Here is a 14,941-nt window from a genome sequence, read left to right as displayed (position 1 = left end):
GCGCAAAGACACGGTCGTCGTCGGTGTCGTCGCCGGCGACCGTCACCTTGAACATGGCGTCGCGATACCAGCCCCAGTGGCCKGACGTTTCCCACAGGCTCTTGTCSAGMACCTGCGGCGCGTTGACCTCCTGGTAGCCCTGCTCGTCGAGGCGGCGGCGCATGTAGTTGACCAGGTTCTGGAACATCTTCCAGCCCTTGGCATGCCAGAACACGACGCCCGGCCCCTCTTCCTGGAAATGGAACAGGTCCATCTCGCGGCCGACCTTGCGGTGGTCGCGCTTCTCGGCCTCCTCCAGCATCGTCTGATAGGCATCGAGCTGCGCCTGGTCGGCCCAGGCCGTACCGTAGATGCGCGTCAGCATCGGGTTGTTGGAATCGCCACGCCAATAGGCGCCGGCCACCTTCATCAGCTTGAAGGCATTGCCGATCTGGCCGGTTGAGGCCATGTGCGGGCCACGGCAGAGGTCGAACCAGTCGCCCTGCGCATAGATCTTGAGATCCTGATCCTCGGGAATGGCGTCGATCAGCTCGAGCTTGTAGCGCTCGCCCTTGTCGGCAAAGACCTTTTTCGCCCTGTCGCGCGACCAGACTTCCTTGGTGAACGGCTTGTTGCGCGCAATGATCTCGCGCATCTTCTTCTCGATCACCGGAAAATCATCCGGGGTGAACGGCTCGTTGCGAGCGAAGTCGTAATAGAATCCGTTCTCGATCACCGGTCCGATGGTCACCTGCGTTCCCGGCCATATCTCCTGCACGGCTTCCGCCAGCACGTGCGCGGTGTCGTGACGGATAAGCTCAAGAGCGCGCGCATCGTCGCGGGTGATGATCTCGACCTTGCCGGATTTGCCGAGCGGGTCAGACAGGTCGCGCACGGTGCCGTCGATGGCGTAGGCGACGGCCTTCTTGGCCAGCGACTTCGAGATCGATTCGGCAAGGCCAGAACCGGTCATCGCCGCGTCGTAGTCGCGGACGGAGCCATCGGGAAATGTCAGGGAAACGGAATTCAGCATTTGTATCTCCTATCCAGTCCCGCAAACGAGCGCGGGTGGTCGTGGGAAAAGCCGGAGGCGTCCGGTAGCGGGCGAGGTTTTAGAGGCAGCGTTGCGTCAGGTAAAGAGCGCTGATTGGCCTGGCCGTCAGGAAATGTCACCACACATGTCGCAGACCAGTCGCAGAGACTTGCGAAAATGCACGACATAAACTGGAATCACCAGCATGGAACACGCAACACCCAGCCGAACCGCCCTTGGCGTCGCACGCATGAGAGCCCTGCATCAGTTTTCACCGCAGGCGGGGCTGTTTCGCGATCCCTACGCGATCGCGATTCTGGGTGAAGCGGCACCCACGGCACAAGAGCTCGAGCAGGAAGACGAGCGCCGCCGGCGCATGCGCCTGTTCGTCACCGCGCGCGCCCGCTTTGCCGAGGACTGGCTGGCGGCGGCGGTCCGGCGCGGCATCCGGCAGCTCGTCGTGCTTGGCGCCGGCCTCGATACGTTTTCGCTGCGCAATCCGTATCCGGATCTCAGCGTGTTCGAAGTCGACCACCCGGCGACGCAAGCCTGGAAACGCAAATGCATTGCCGATAGCGGGCTTGCCGAGCCACCCGCCACCACATTCGTGCCAGTCGATTTCGAGCGGCAAAGCCTGTCCGCGGAACTGACCGCGGCCGGTTTGCATCAGGCCGAGCCCAGCTTCTTCATGTGGTTGGGGGTCGTGCCCTACCTGACGAAAGAAGCGATCTTTAAAACGCTGTCCTGGATTGCCGGCATCCCTGGCTCGGAGGTCGTGTTCGACTATAGCGAACCGGCTGAGAACCGCGATGCGGCGGGGCAGGCCGCGCTGGCCTTCCATGCCGCGCGCGTCGCTTCTGTCGGGGAGCCATGGATCAGCTTCTTTGTTCCGACAGAGCTGGCGGAATCCCTGACCGATCTCGGGTTCGACGAGATCGAAGATATCGAGAGCGGCGATATTGCCGCCCGCTTTTCCGGAGCACCGAAGGCAATCACGAGCAATTCCGGCGGCCACATCATCCGTGCCCGCCGAAGCGTCTGACCGAATTATTTCATCAGCAGCGGCAGGTCCTTCAGAAATCCGGAGCGTGTGCTCCAGCCCTTGGGCACGTCGGTGCGCTTCGTGTCGACGATGAGACGCGCAAAGACGATCTGCTGACCGTCCTTCTTCGCCCAGCCGACGAACCAGCCGAGCGAACGCTTGTCCCTGATCTTGTCGGCATCGTTGGCCAACCTGGTGCTGCCGGTCTTGCCTTGCACCGTCCAGCCTCCGGCTTTGAATGTCGGGATGATGGCTGACGTCATGTCGTAGGCCTTGGCCGAGACCGGCAGCTTGCGCGCAAGCAGTTTGCGCAGGAAATCGACCTGCTCGACCGGCGTGATCTTGAGCGAGGAATTCACCCAGGAATGGGTCAGCCCGTCGTCCTTGCCGGGATTGCCGGAAACGTCGTTGTTGCCGTAGTCGAGTTTCGAGACGTAGCCGGCAAACTTTTCACCACCGAGCCGTCGCGTAATCTCGCGGGAGAACCAGATAATCGAATCCCGCTCCCAGATCACCGGATCGACGGTCTTCTGATCCCGCTTCACCGCATTGAATTCGGGTTTGTAGTCCCAGCTCGGCGTGTGCTCGTCGCTCAGGATGCCGGCATCATAGCCGATCAGCGAGAGCGGCACCTTGAACGTCGAGGCCGGGCTGAACCGCTGGTCGCAGGTGCCGTCCTGATAGAGCGTCTTGCCGCTCGCCGCATCGGCGATCAACGTGCACTGCACATCCCCAAGCGGCGCCGACTGCGCGCGCATCGGGAACCCCAGCAGCCAGGCGAGCAGGAACAGGATTCCAGCCAGGATAAAGGGAAGACGGTCGATGTTACGCATGATGCTCGCTCCAGAAGGGGTGTTCGCGAGCGGGCTTAGCGAGGTCTCTTGTCTCGATTTTGTCTCAAATGCGCAGTCTTTGTGCAGGCTTGTGTTAACCCTACCGGATCGTAAACAAGCGCTGCCGCGTGAGGCGTGACCGGCACAATCATGCCTTCGTTTCGGCGTGCTTGCGGCCGATCCGCCAGTACCGCCACGGCATGAACCATACGTAGCGATCGGCAAGCGCTTCCGGCACCAGGTCGATGCCATGCGTGCCGAAGGGCCCGCAGCGCAGCACCCGGAAAAATCCCATCCAGCCGCCGGCCCACAAGCCATGGCGGGCGATCGCCTCATGCGCGTATTCCGAACAGGTCGGCAGATGCCGGCAGGAATTGCCGACAAAGCCGGACAAAGTCAGCTGGTACAGGCGCACGAACGACGTGCCGAGGAGACGGCCGGGCGTCTTGCGCCACGGGCCGGGCCAGTTGCGGCCACGCCCCGGCGGTCTGGCAGTGTGGGCATGCCCATGCGGGTCGTGCACCGCGGTCTCCGTGTCGCGTTCTTCCTCGCGATAGATGTGAGCTTCGTCGGCAGAACGCAATCCCTCGCCCCCTATCCGCCGTGTTGCCATGGGCGGGAGCGGCGAAACGGCGGCCTGTCTACAGGGGGCGCCCAGCGGCCGGGGCTGGCCGGCTCCTCACAGCACTTTGCATGGTGCTTTTCGTCACGCCATTGGAACGTTGCGATCCGCATGACATCGCCGAAAATGTTCAGGAACTGGATCATGGTCGCGTCTCCTTTGACGCGATTAGACCGCCGCTGGCCTTGGCCTTCAAACGAGTATAATTTCGACTTCGGATAACCCTGGATTATGCTAAATGAAACGCGGACGCCTGCCGTTGACGGCATTGAGGAGTTTTGAGGCAGCCGGCAGGCATCTGAGCTTCAGCCGGGCCGCCGAGGAGCTTTTCGTCTCGCAGGCGGCGATCAGCCGGCAGATCCGCGAGCTCGAAACCTTCCTGCGCCAGCCCTTGTTCGAACGTCACCACCGCCGCGTCGAACTGACGGATGCGGGCCGCCGGCTGCTCGCCCAATTGGTCAGGAGTTTCGATGACATCGACAGGCTGCTTTCGGAACTGGTCGCTGTCCCCGCGCAGTCCGTGGTCCGGGTCAGCGTCGAGCCGTCGCTTGCCTCCGTCTGGCTGGTGCCCCGGCTCAACCGGTTTCGCCAATTGCGGCCCGACATCGACGTCTCGCTCGAAGTCGACCCTAGGCTGATCGAATTCCGCAGCGATCAGCCTGAGCTAGCCCTGCGCTTCAGCGCCCATGCCATCTCCTGGCCTCGCAGTCAGGCGGAGCGGCTTGCCTCGACCGTCGATTCACCGGTTCTGTCGCCAGCACTGCTCGCCTCGGGCCCTCCCCTTGAGAAGCCGATCGACCTTGCCCGCTACACACTTTTGCACGAGGAAAATCGCCAGGGATGGGCACGCTGGTTCGAAGCGGCCGGCGTGCCGGCGGATGCCGTGCCTGCCCGCGGCCCGATGCTCGCCGACGCCTCGCTGTCGAAACAGGCCGCCTTGCTCGGACATGGCGTGGCACTCGGCGATCTCCTGCAAATCGGTGGGGAAGTCGAATCCGGCGCGCTGATAAAGCCGTTCGACATCGACGTTGCGTCCGGCGCCTACTGGCTGGTGGCGAGGAATTTGCGCGATCTTTCGGAACCGGCCGCGGCTTTAGCTGACTGGCTAAGAAGCGAATTTGCCGAAAGCAGACGGATACTGGAAGCAACGGCTTGAACCGGTTCCCGAGCCTGGCTCCAGCTACTTTGCCTTCTTGTATTTTTCGAGAAATCTGTCGATGTCGTTCACATCCACCTTCGAAGGCCCAGCCGGCGGGGCTTCTGCCGGGTTGAATGTGAGGACGACATCGCGCCACAGATCATAGTGGGCCGCGTAGGGTATCAGCCCGGGAAACGGCGCGCAGCGCGTGATCGCTCGAACGGCGGTCTCGGCAACCTTGTCCGGAGGCGGCGTCACAGGACCGAGGATCTTTGGCGGGCCGGCGAGCGATCCGTCCTTGTTCAGGCTGATCTGAACGCGTGCAATGCTGTGGGTGTTTGCAGGCATGTTCCAGCAGACCTGGACGGCCTTCATGAGATAGTCGCCGATATCGCGCATGAGTGCCACGTCAGCCCGGCTCGTGCTGCCGCTCGACAAGAGCGCGCCGGCAAGACTCCAGACGAACACCAAACCGCGGAAAGAACGGTGTCGCGAGCGGCCACGCATCGGGAGAACGTGAAATGGCAACGTCAGGCTGCTTCTTCGGCGCGCTTCTTCTCGATCTGGCCGATGGCGTCAACCACGGCGTCKAAGGTCAGCATGGTCGAGGCATGGCGCGCCTTGTAGTCGCGCACCGGCTCGAGATACCTGAGATCGGCAAAGCGGCCTTCCGGCGGTGCGCCATTTTCCTTCAGCATCTTCAGCATGGTGTCGCGCACGGCGCGCAATTCCTCGGCGCTCGCGCCGACGACATGCTGCGCCATGATCGAGGACGATGCCTGGCCAAGCGCACAGGCCTTCACATCATGGGCGAAGTCGGTGACCACGCCGTCTTCCATCTTGAGGTCGACGGTAACGGTCGAACCGCACAGCTTGGAATGCGCCTTGGCGGTCGCGTCGGGATGATCGAGCCGGCCGATGCGGGCGATGTTTCCGGCAAAACCGAGAATTTTCGCATTGTAGACGTCGTTGATCATATTTTTCCAATCCGTCGCCGCCAAGCGAACAGCGATTGCCGCTGCTGCGTCTTCCTTTCGCTCGCTACGATCTTATATAATGCTGGCAGTCCGGTAACGACAAGGCGATGAGCGCCGCTGTCCTAGCCGGGAAGTTCACGCCGCTTACGGGGCTGGAAACGGGGCGAGTTTCCGACACCGAAAGGTCGTGGTCCGTTCAACTCGTTCCTCCTTGGAGAGGAACTACGGGAGACGCCTTTTATGGATGCCGTCATCAAGAAACTCATGCCCCAGTCCGCCTATATGGAAAAGCCGGTCACCGACCGTCCGAGCGAAGCCGAAGTCGAAGCCGCCGTGCACACGTTGCTGCGCTGGACCGGCGACAATCCGGACCGCGAGGGGCTGATCGACACGCCCAAGCGCGTGGCCAAGGCCTACCGCGAAATGTTCGGTGGCTACGACATGTGCCCGGCCGAGGAACTCGGCCGCACCTTCGAGGAGGTTGCCGGCTATGACGATCTCGTCATCGTCAAGGACATCCAGTTCCATTCGCATTGCGAGCACCACATGGTGCCGATCATCGGCAAGGCGCATGTCGGCTATCTGCCTGACGGCAAGGTCGTCGGGCTGTCCAAGATCGCGCGCGTCGTCGATATCTTCGCCCACCGCCTGCAGACGCAGGAAGCGCTGACCGCGCAGATCGCCGGCGTCATCCAGGATGTGCTCAACCCGCGCGGCGTCGCCGTCATGATCGAGGCCGAGCACATGTGCATGGCCATGCGCGGCATCCGCAAGCAGGGCTCCACCACGTTGACCTCAACCTTCACCGGCGTCTTCAAGGATACGCCCGAAGAGCAGGTTCGTTTTGTCACCATGGTGCGCGGCGGCAGGGCGTAAGCCCCCTGCCGGCATCACGGTCAACAGGAAAATAGACCGCGATGTCGGCACTGGAATTTCCCAAAGCTTCGTCAGACAAGAAGGCCGTGGAAGAAGGCGCGGTGTTCTCACCGCGCTTCGACGCCACCGGTCTTGTCACCGTCGTCGTCACCGATGCAGAAGACGGCATGCTGTTGATGGTCGGGCATATGAATGCGCAGGCCCTGGCGTTGACGCTGGAAACCGGCATCGCGCACTACTGGTCGCGCTCGCGCAATGCACTTTGGAAAAAGGGCGAAACCTCGGGTAATTTCCAGCACGTCATCGAGATGCGCACCGACTGCGACCAGGACGCATTGTGGCTTCGCGTAAAAGTGTTGGGCCACGACGCAACCTGTCACACAGGCCGGCGTTCATGCTTCTATCGGACGGTGGGGCTGGTTGACGGCAAGGCGACGCTTGCCGACGATGGCAGCAAGCCGCTGTTCGATGCGGAAACCACGTATCGGAAACCATCGTCTTGAACCTTCTGTCTCACACCAACCACACAGATTCATCTTTTCGATACGGCCCGTCCGTATATTAGCCTTGGGACAAGGGAGATCGTGATGCTCGAGTGGGCGTCATTGCGTAACAGACCGGATGTAAGGGAGGCCAACGGCCCCGCTTCGTCGGGCGGCGCGTCCGAGCAAAAACCGGCAAAGAAAACAGGCATTTCGCTGGCCCTGGGTGGCGGCTGCGCGAGAGGCTGGGCCCATATCGGCGTGCTGCGCGCGCTCGATGAAGCCGGCATTGAAGTTTCGATGATCGCCGGCACCTCCATCGGCGCGCTGGTCGGCGGTTGTCATCTCGCCGGCAAACTGGATGAGCTCGAAGAATTCGCCCGCAGCCTGACCAAGCGGCGCATCTTCGGCCTGCTCGATCTCAATCTACGCGGCAGTGGCCTGTTCGGCGGCATGAAGCTCGATGCGCGTCTGCGCGAGCATGTGGCGGGCATCCGTTTCGAGGACCTGCCCAAGCCGTTCGTCTGCGTCGCATCGGAAATCCGTACCGGTCACGAGATCTGGCTGTCGAGCGGTTCGCTGATCACGGCCATGCGCGCATCCTACGCGCTGCCTGGCGTGTTCGAGCCGGTGAATTGCAACGGCCGCGTGCTGGTCGACGGCGCGCTGGTCAATCCGGTTCCGGTGTCGGTCTGCCGCGCCTACGAACAGCCGCTCGTCGTGGCGGTCAACCTTCACTACGACCTGTTCGGCCGCGCCGCCGTGATAAAACACAGCGCCGGCGAACTGATGGTCGAAAAGGATGCGCCGCGCCCCGGCCAGGTCGACGCCGGGCACCAGTCGCATCAGACACGCCTCGGCATCACCGGTGTCATGATCGAAGCCTTCAACATCATCCAGGACCGCATCTCGCGCGCCAGGTTGGCCGGCGATCCGCCCGACATGTCGCTGCAGCCCAAGCTCAGCCATATCGGCCTCACCGAATTCCATCGCGCCGACGAGGCGATCCAGCTCGGCTACCAGGCGACGATGGCGCAGATCGGCGAACTGAGCCGGCTGCAGACCGTTTTGGCTTAGCCAGCCACTCTCTACGCCCGCGCCGCATCGACAATGCGGAACTGCACCGTGCGGTTGCCGTTCCAGTAATTGCCCGACAGCGAGCCGGCGACATGCACGGTCTTGCCCCGGTTCTTGAACAGGAATTCGCCAAGTGCGGTGTCGACGGCGCGAAAGGCGATCGCCTGGATGCGGCCGCCGCTGTCCGACTGCAATTCGCAGCGGATATGGTTGGTGCCGACCGGCCGGGCGTCGGCCAGCCGGTGACGCGGCAGCACGAAGACCGGCGCGACGTGGCCGGCGCCGAAGGGGCCGGCTTTTTCCAGCGCATCGAGCAGGCCAAGCGTCGCGCCTTCGGCGGCAAGCGCGCCGTCGATCGCCAGGCTCTCCTCGTCCTGCAGCCGAAACACGTCGGCGGCCGCCCGCTCCTCGAAAAACGCCCTGAGTTCGCCGAGCTTGGYGCGCTCAACCGTGATGCCGGCCGCCATGCCATGGCCGCCGCCCTTGACGATCAGCCCGGCATCGGCGGCTTCGCGCACCAATCGGCCGAGATCGAAACCCGACACCGAACGGCCCGACCCGGTACCGATGCCCACGGCATTGAAGGCGATGGCGAAAGCCGGCCGGCGCGCATGATCCTTCAGCCTCGAGGCGAGCAGGCCGACAATGCCGGGATGCCAGTTGTTGCTGGCGGTGACGATGATCGCCGGTCCGTTGCCACCGGCAAGCTCGGCATCGGCCTCGGCACGCGCCGCGGCCAGCATCTCCTGCTCCATCTGCTGCCGTTCCTGGTTCAGCCGGTCGAGCGTCTCGGCGATGGTCCGCGCCTCGACCGGATCGTCSGTCGCAAGCAGCCGGCTGCCAAGKGCGGCRTCGCCGATGCGCCCGCCGGCATTGATGCGCGGCCCGATCAGATAGGCGAGATGGAAGGTGCTGATCGGCTCGCCGATGCGCGAAACACGAGCCAACGCAGCAAGCCCTTCGTTCTTCTGCTGGCGCGCCATTTGCAGGCCCTTGACGACGAAGGCGCGGTTGACGCCGGTGAGCGGCACCACGTCGCAAACGGTAGCAAGTGCGGCGAGATCAAGCAGCGAAAGCAGGTCGGGCGGCGCGACATCACTCAGGCCACGCAGGATTTTTGCGGTCTGCACCAGGGTGAGGAAGACGACACCGGCGGCACACAGATGCCCCTGCCCGGAAAGATCGTCGTCACGGTTTGGATTGACGACGGCAATCGCCGCCGGCAAGGCGCCGCCCACCTGATGGTGGTCGAGCACCACGACATCGGCGCCGGCYWCKTTSGCCGCRTCGAYRGAAACGGCGCTGTTGGTGCCACAATCGACAGTGACGATCAGCGACGCGCCACGCGAGACGAGYTCGCGCATGGCATCGGGATTGGGACCGTAGCCCTCGAAGATGCGGTCCGGGATATAGATTTCCGACGGTATGGAGAAATGCGTCAGAAACCGCTTCAGCAAGGCCGACGAGGCGGCGCCGTCGACATCGTAGTCGCCGAAGATCGCCACCTTTTCCCGCGCCATCACCGCCGCGGCGATGCGGGTGGCGGCCTTGTCCATGTCGGTCAGCGAGGCCGGATTCGGCAACAGGTCGCGGATCGTCGGGTCCAGGAACCGCTCGGTCTCGTCGGCGGTAACGCCGCGTCCAGCAAGAACGCGCGCGACGATGTCGGGCACGCCGTGGCCCTGCGCGATGGCAAGCGCAACCATGTCCTGCCGTTCGGTCAGCCGATGCTCCCAGGAGAGACCGGTCGCCGACTGCCTGACATCGAGGAAGAGGCGCTTATCGCCCATCATGCGCTTTGCCAATTCATGGTTGGCCGCAGGATAATGCATGTCGCCCAAAACTGTGCATCGCGGCGGGGGGCATCGCGGGAAAATTCAAGAAGAACTACGCTTTCCGCTTTTCAGCCTGGCGCCGGATCCATTCGTCGGCTGCATCCCCCATCGTCTTTTCCCGGCCGTCCTTGAGCCAAGCCATGAAAGACCGGTCGAACCTGAACGTATCGCCGCATTCGCGGGTGAGAAAGCGGCTCACATTCTGGGTGTTGCGGTAGGATTTCGTGATGGGCGTCGCACGCGAAATCGGATCCGCGTGCCAGTCGAACGCATTCATCGTCAATCCTTGCACGGCCAGGGTTTAGATGCAGCCAAGGGCTAGCAACTGCGGCCCGGCTTCGCAAGCTGATCTAGAACTTATCCCGATCCTGGTGCCGGGCCTTGATCTCGCGCACGGTCCGTGACGAGGAGCGCAGCACGATCGTGTGCGTGGTGATATAGGTGCGGCCGAACTTGACGCCGGCCAGCATGTTGCCGTCGGTGACGCCGGTGGCGGCGAACAGCACGTCACCGCGCGCCATGTCTTCCGCATGATAGATCCGCTTCGGATTGGAAATGCCCATCTTCGCCGCGCGTGCGACCTTTTCCGGCGTATCAAGGATCAGCCGGCCCTGAATCTGGCCGCCGGTGCAACGCAGTGCAGCCGCGGCAAGCACACCTTCCGGCGCGCCGCCGGTGCCGAGATAGAGATCGATGCCGGTTTCGTCCGGGTCGGTGGTGTGGATAACGCCCGCGACGTCGCCGTCGCCGATCAGCCGGATCGCGGCGCCCGTGGCGCGCACCGCCTCGATCAGCTTGGCGTGACGCGGCCGGTCGAGGATGCAGGTGGTGATATCAGTCACCGCGACGCCCTTGGCCCGCGCCAGGCTGGCGATGTTCTCGGCTGGCGAGGCATCGATGTCGATGACGCCTTCGGCATAGCCCGGACCAATGGCGATCTTGTCCATATAGACGTCGGGTGCGAACAGCAGGCTGCCCTTCTCGGCGATGGCGATGACGGCCAGCGCGTTGGGCAGGTTCTTGGCGCAGATCGTCGTGCCTTCGAGCGGATCGAGCGCGATATCGACGGCGGGTCCTTTGCCAGTGCCGACCTCCTCGCCGATATAGAGCATCGGCGCCTCATCGCGCTCGCCTTCGCCGATCACCACCGTGCCCTTGATGGCAAGACGGTTGAGTTCCTGACGCATGGCGTCGACAGCGACCTGGTCGGCCGCCTTCTCATCACCGCGGCCGCGCAGCCTGGCCGCTGCCACAGCTGCCCGTTCGGTGACGCGCACCAGTTCCATGGTGAGTATCCGGTCAAGACCGGCGACAATGTTCTGGGCCACATTCATTTTCGGGAAATCCTCGTTCGCACGTCGCCTCCCGCCGGAGGCGCGCCTGTTTTGTCAAACGAGCATGACAACGGCAAGACCTGCCGAATGTTTTATCGAAAAGTCAGCAATATCAATCGATTGAAGCGCATTCCYAACAAGATTGCGGCCCGGTCGCAAACGACCGGACCGCCTTGTAGATGACCAAATTGTGGGTCTCGCGACCTAGAAAACCGCAAGGTATTTGAGCAGCGAAATGATGCCGATGATGATGACGATAACCTGCACGATCTGCCGCATCTTGGCGTCGAGCGGCAGGCGCTGCACCAGATAGAGAACGAGAATGATGACGAGAAATGTGATCAGAATGCCGATCAGCATGGATGAAGCCACGATGCCCTCCTAAAAATGATTTCTTGAAACGGGAGCCGGCAACGCCGGCTCAAGGCCGACACGCTCAATACCAGCGGCGCGATGTGTCGTTGTTCAACGACTGGCCGACGGCAATTCCGGCCAGAAAGCCGAGCAGGCCGATGACGCCGACCACGGCGGTCGTCGTGCCCGGATTGTCGCGCGCGACGTCCGAAACCGCCTGGGCCTGGCTGCGCAGCTGCTGTGCCGTCCGCGATGCACGCGCCGACGCCGTCTCGTAGAGATCCGACGCCTGTTCGCTGGCGTCATCAAGCATTTCCGCGCCCCGTGCCGAAATGCTCTTGTTGATCTTGGTGATCTCCTTGCGCAGTTCAGCGATCTGTTTTTCCAGCGTTTTCTGGATATCGTCGATGTGAGGGGTGTCGGACTTGTTGCTATCGGCCATGAAGTGGCTCCCTTGGTTACTGACCAAGAGAACGGTGCCGCAACGATTTCGTTCCGGTCTATTCGCGGCTCGTCGCCAATCGGATCGACCGCTAGGCCGGCGGGGATTCTTCCTTCGGGACGGAGCTACCCTGCCCGCTCGATGCGGATGACCTGCGGCTTGTCGGTCAGGTGACCGTCCTTGGTGATGCCGTCGACGGCCTTGCGCACGGCGGCCTCGGTGGTTTCGTGCGTGACGAGGATCACCGTCTTCTGCACGGCGGCCTCACCACTGACCGCGTGCTGGACGATCGATTCCAGCGAAATATCGTTGTCGGCCATGCGCTTGGCGATTGCGGCAAAGACGCCGATGCGATCATGCACGGTCAGCCGGATGAAATAGCCGCCGGCATGGCTGCGCATCTGCGCCTTCTTGTAGGGCCTGAGCTCCTTCGCCGGTCGGCCGAAGACCGGACCATGCTGGAAGCCGGGCCGGCTCTTGGCGATATCGGCGACATCGCCAATGACGGCCGAGGCGGTGGCGTTGCCACCGGCGCCGGGACCGGAGAGCAGCAGTTCGCCGAGAATGTCGGTCTCGATCGCCACCGCATTGGTGACGCCATGCACCTGCGCGATGACGGAGGCCGTCGGCACCATGGTCGGATGCACGCGCTGCTCGATGCCGCTTTCGGTGCGCTGGGCAACGCCCAGCAGCTTGATCCTGTAGCCGAGATCGCCGGCCGCACGGATGTCGGCCTGGGTGATGTTGGAAATGCCTTCCATGTAGATATCGTTGGCGGCGATCTTGGTGCCGAAGGCAAGGCTGGTCAGGATCGACAGCTTGTGCGCCGTGTCGTGGCCCTCGATGTCGAAGGTCGGATCGGCCTCGGCATAGCCCAGCCGCTGCGCGTCCTTCAGGCAGGCATCGAAGGAGATGCCCTCGGCTTCCATGCGGGTCAGGATGTAGTTGCAGGTGCCGTTGAGAATGCCGAACACGCGGGTGACCGAGTTGCCGGCCATCGCCTCGCGCATCGTCTTGATGACGGGAATGCCGCCCGCCACCGCCGCCTCGTAGTTGAGCAGCACGCCCTTCTTCTCGGCGATCTCGGCCAGCGCCACGCCATGCTTGGCGAGCAGCGCCTTGTTGGCGGTGACGACATGGCGGCCAGCTTCGAGTGCCGCCTTCACCGATAACCGCGCCGGCCCTTCGTCGCCACCGATCAGTTCGAYGAASACGTCGATATCGGCGCTCTGCGCCATCTTGACCGGGTCGTCGAACCATTTTGCCGAACTGACATCGACGCCACGGTCGCGCTTCGGGTCGCGCGCCGAAACCGCTGACACGACAATGTCGCGCCCGCATTGCCGGGTCAGCTCAGCCGCCTTGTCGCGCAGCACGCGCGCCACCGACGCACCGACCGTGCCAAGACCGGCAATTCCAACACGCAATGCTTCAGCCATGGAAGGCGACGTCCCTCAAATCAGATCGAATTTTTGCTTACCGGTGGGCGGACAGCGGCACCACATTGTTGGGCTGCTTGGCGCTGGTCGACAGGAAGCGCTTGATGTTGCGCGCCGCCTGGCGGATCCGGTGCTCATTCTCCACCAGCGCCACGCGCACGAAATCATCGCCATGTTCGCCGAAGCCGACACCGGGCGCCACCGCCACGTCGGCATGCTCTATGAGCAGCTTGGAGAATTCGAGCGAGCCGAGATGCTTGAACGGCTCSGGGATCGGCGCCCAGGCRAACATCGASGCCGCMGGSGCSGGAATRGTCCAGCCGGCGCGGCCRAAGGCATCGACCATSACGTCGCGGCGCTTGTGRTAGATGTCGCGCACYTCGGCGATATCGGCGCCGTCGCCATTCAGCGCATGCGCCGCCGCCACCTGGATCGGTGTGAAGGCGCCGTAGTCGAGATAGGATTTCACCCGGGTCAGCGCCGAGATCAGCCGCTCATTGCCGACCGCGAAACCCATGCGCCAGCCGGGCATGGAGAAGGTCTTCGACATCGAGGTGAACTCGACGCAGACATCGATGGCGCCTGGCACCTGCAGCACCGAAGGTGGCGGATTGCCGTCGAAATAGATTTCGGAATAGGCAAGGTCCGACAGGATGATGATGTCGTTCTTCTTCGCGAACGCCACCACGTCCTTGTAGAAATCGAGCGAAGCGACCAGAGCCGTCGGGTTCGACGGATAGTTGAGGATCAGCGCCAGCGGCTTCGGGATCGAGTGACGAACACCGCGTTCCAGCGCCGGGATGAAACCATCATCAGGCTCGACCTGCAGCGAACGGATGACGCCGCCCGACATGATGAAGCCGAAAGCATGGATCGGATAGGTCGGGTTCGGGCAAAGGATCACGTCGCCCGGCGCGGTGATCGCCTGCGCCATGTTGGCGAAGCCTTCCTTCGAGCCAAGCGTGGCCACCACTTGCGTGTCGGGGTTGAGCTTCACGCCGAAGCGGCGGGCGTAGTAAGCGGCCTGCGCGCGGCGCAGGCCCGGAATGCCGCGCGAGGAGGAATAGCGATGCGTGCGCGGATCGCGCACCACTTCGCACAATTTGTCGACGATGGCCTTGGGCGTCGGCAGGTCCGGATTGCCCATGCCGAGGTCGATGATGTCGGCGCCGCGCGAACGGGCGCTGGCCTTGAGCCGGTTGACCTGCTCGAACACGTAAGGCGGAAGCCGGCGGACCTTGTGAAACTCTTCCATGGCAGTTCCAGACAGCAAAAGGAGTGTTGGGCGCGCGCTATATACTCATTTGCAGGTAGGGTCGAGGGCGGGGTCGCATTTGCCTTCGATCTGCTTCAGCGTCTGCGGGCCATGCTTCTTGGCCAGATCCGTCAGCGCCGCCTGATTGCTGGCAGCGCCACCACCGCGTTTGGCGCCCTGCGCGTTCTTTTCGGCCTGGAGTTCGGCGAGCTTGGCCTTGCTC

At 63.0% G+C, this 14,941-nt stretch carries 17 protein-coding genes; 5 read left to right on the top strand and 12 right to left on the bottom strand.

Features of this window, described 5'->3' with window-relative positions:
* The coding region (locus AC1DX0_RS18955; RefSeq protein ID WP_477356410.1) for a TGS domain-containing protein at nucleotides 1-1,012 on the bottom strand (1,012 nt) is incomplete at its 3' end.
* A gap of 205 nt (nucleotides 1,013-1,217) precedes the next feature.
* Between AC1DX0_RS18955 and AC1DX0_RS18950 the strand changes: the two genes are divergently transcribed.
* Nucleotides 1,218-2,054 (top strand): SAM-dependent methyltransferase, encoded by an 837-nt coding sequence (locus AC1DX0_RS18950; RefSeq protein WP_477222345.1) that lies wholly within the window; start codon nucleotides 1,218-1,220, stop codon nucleotides 2,052-2,054.
* Nucleotides 2,055-2,059: 5 nt separating this feature from the next.
* Here AC1DX0_RS18950 and blaOXA read toward each other — a convergent pair whose 3' ends face one another.
* Nucleotides 2,060-2,887, bottom strand: a complete 828-nt coding sequence (gene blaOXA, locus AC1DX0_RS18945) for a class D beta-lactamase (RefSeq protein WP_477222344.1) — start codon at nucleotides 2,885-2,887, stop codon at nucleotides 2,060-2,062.
* A gap of 148 nt (nucleotides 2,888-3,035) precedes the next feature.
* Nucleotides 3,036-3,410, bottom strand: a complete 375-nt coding sequence (gene yidD / locus AC1DX0_RS18940; protein WP_477222392.1) for a membrane protein insertion efficiency factor YidD — start codon at nucleotides 3,408-3,410, stop codon at nucleotides 3,036-3,038.
* Nucleotides 3,411-3,747: 337 nt separating this feature from the next.
* Between yidD and AC1DX0_RS18935 the strand changes: the two genes are divergently transcribed.
* Nucleotides 3,748-4,665, top strand: coding sequence for a LysR substrate-binding domain-containing protein (locus tag AC1DX0_RS18935; RefSeq protein ID WP_477222343.1), 918 nt, complete (start codon nucleotides 3,748-3,750; stop codon nucleotides 4,663-4,665).
* Nucleotides 4,666-4,689: 24 nt separating this feature from the next.
* On the opposite strand, the gene AC1DX0_RS18930 is transcribed toward AC1DX0_RS18935, so the two are convergent.
* Both AC1DX0_RS18930 and AC1DX0_RS18925 read right to left on the bottom strand, forming a co-directional pair.
* The gene (locus tag AC1DX0_RS18930; protein WP_477222342.1) at nucleotides 4,690-5,055 is read right to left on the bottom strand and encodes a cell envelope integrity TolA family protein; all 366 of its coding nucleotides are present in this window, start codon (nucleotides 5,053-5,055) and stop codon (nucleotides 4,690-4,692) included.
* 122 nt (nucleotides 5,056-5,177) lie between these two features.
* Nucleotides 5,178-5,624: an iron-sulfur cluster assembly scaffold protein gene (locus AC1DX0_RS18925; RefSeq protein WP_477356408.1), complete on the bottom strand. Its 447-nt coding sequence runs from the start codon at nucleotides 5,622-5,624 to the stop codon at nucleotides 5,178-5,180.
* Between the two features lie 240 nt (nucleotides 5,625-5,864).
* Here AC1DX0_RS18925 and folE point away from each other — a divergent pair, with 240 nt between their 5' ends.
* The 3 genes from folE to AC1DX0_RS18910 all read left to right on the top strand — a co-directional run bounded on the left by folE (nucleotide 5,865) and on the right by AC1DX0_RS18910 (nucleotide 8,059).
* Nucleotides 5,865-6,500, top strand: a complete 636-nt coding sequence (gene folE, locus AC1DX0_RS18920; RefSeq protein WP_477222340.1) for a GTP cyclohydrolase I FolE — start codon at nucleotides 5,865-5,867, stop codon at nucleotides 6,498-6,500.
* A gap of 41 nt (nucleotides 6,501-6,541) precedes the next feature.
* A complete protein-coding gene (gene hisI, locus AC1DX0_RS18915) occupies nucleotides 6,542-7,003 on the top strand; it encodes a phosphoribosyl-AMP cyclohydrolase (protein WP_477222339.1) in 462 nt (153 codons plus the stop codon).
* Nucleotides 7,004-7,087: 84 nt separating this feature from the next.
* A complete protein-coding gene (locus AC1DX0_RS18910; protein ID WP_477222338.1) occupies nucleotides 7,088-8,059 on the top strand; it encodes a patatin family protein in 972 nt (323 codons plus the stop codon).
* Between the two features lie 11 nt (nucleotides 8,060-8,070).
* Here AC1DX0_RS18910 and recJ read toward each other — a convergent pair whose 3' ends face one another.
* From recJ to AC1DX0_RS18875, 7 genes are all read right to left on the bottom strand, one after another.
* Entirely contained in the window at nucleotides 8,071-9,852 is a 1,782-nt protein-coding gene (gene recJ / locus AC1DX0_RS18905) for a single-stranded-DNA-specific exonuclease RecJ (RefSeq protein ID WP_477356406.1), read from the bottom strand.
* 94 nt (nucleotides 9,853-9,946) lie between these two features.
* On the bottom strand, nucleotides 9,947-10,171 hold the full coding sequence (locus AC1DX0_RS18900; protein ID WP_477222336.1) for a DUF6434 domain-containing protein: 225 nt from the start codon (nucleotides 10,169-10,171) through the stop codon (nucleotides 9,947-9,949).
* Between the two features lie 73 nt (nucleotides 10,172-10,244).
* Nucleotides 10,245-11,228, bottom strand: coding sequence for a class II fructose-bisphosphatase (gene glpX, locus AC1DX0_RS18895; protein ID WP_477222335.1), 984 nt, complete (start codon nucleotides 11,226-11,228; stop codon nucleotides 10,245-10,247).
* Between the two features lie 204 nt (nucleotides 11,229-11,432).
* Nucleotides 11,433-11,600 carry a Thivi_2564 family membrane protein gene (locus AC1DX0_RS18890; RefSeq protein WP_172228433.1) on the bottom strand — a complete coding sequence of 56 codons (168 nt, stop codon included), beginning with the start codon at nucleotides 11,598-11,600 and terminating at the stop codon, nucleotides 11,433-11,435.
* Nucleotides 11,601-11,664: 64 nt separating this feature from the next.
* Complete coding sequence (locus AC1DX0_RS18885; RefSeq protein WP_477222334.1) at nucleotides 11,665-12,024, bottom strand: ElaB/YgaM/YqjD family protein; 360 nt, start codon at nucleotides 12,022-12,024, stop codon at nucleotides 11,665-11,667.
* A gap of 125 nt (nucleotides 12,025-12,149) precedes the next feature.
* Nucleotides 12,150-13,463 (bottom strand): homoserine dehydrogenase, encoded by a 1,314-nt coding sequence (locus AC1DX0_RS18880; protein ID WP_477356404.1) that lies wholly within the window; start codon nucleotides 13,461-13,463, stop codon nucleotides 12,150-12,152.
* Nucleotides 13,464-13,500: 37 nt separating this feature from the next.
* Nucleotides 13,501-14,718, bottom strand: a complete 1,218-nt coding sequence (locus AC1DX0_RS18875; protein WP_477222332.1) for an LL-diaminopimelate aminotransferase — start codon at nucleotides 14,716-14,718, stop codon at nucleotides 13,501-13,503.
* Between the last annotated feature and the right edge of the window lie 223 nt (nucleotides 14,719-14,941).

The organism is Mesorhizobium sp. P3_A9 (genome assembly GCF_056402975.1).
Note: the sequence above shows the minus strand (reverse complement) of the source record. Positions and strands in the feature narration are given on the sequence as shown.

Bases quoted from the DNA above. Each gene is read 5' to 3' on its own strand.
- folE (WP_477222340.1), top strand. From the start codon at position 5,865: ATGGATGCCGTCATCAAGAAACTCATGCCCCAGTCCGCCTATATGGAA.
- glpX (WP_477222335.1), bottom strand. From the start codon at position 11,228: ATGAATGTGGCCCAGAACATTGTCGCCGGTCTTGACCGGATACTCACC.
- blaOXA (WP_477222344.1), bottom strand. From the start codon at position 2,887: ATGCGTAACATCGACCGTCTTCCCTTTATCCTGGCTGGAATCCTGTTC.
- AC1DX0_RS18885 (WP_477222334.1), bottom strand. From the start codon at position 12,024: ATGGCCGATAGCAACAAGTCCGACACCCCTCACATCGACGATATCCAG.
- AC1DX0_RS18900 (WP_477222336.1), bottom strand. From the start codon at position 10,171: ATGAATGCGTTCGACTGGCACGCGGATCCGATTTCGCGTGCGACGCCC.
- AC1DX0_RS18935 (WP_477222343.1), top strand. From the start codon at position 3,748: ATGAAACGCGGACGCCTGCCGTTGACGGCATTGAGGAGTTTTGAGGCA.
- AC1DX0_RS18950 (WP_477222345.1), top strand. From the start codon at position 1,218: ATGGAACACGCAACACCCAGCCGAACCGCCCTTGGCGTCGCACGCATG.
- hisI (WP_477222339.1), top strand. From the start codon at position 6,542: ATGTCGGCACTGGAATTTCCCAAAGCTTCGTCAGACAAGAAGGCCGTG.
- AC1DX0_RS18910 (WP_477222338.1), top strand. From the start codon at position 7,088: ATGCTCGAGTGGGCGTCATTGCGTAACAGACCGGATGTAAGGGAGGCC.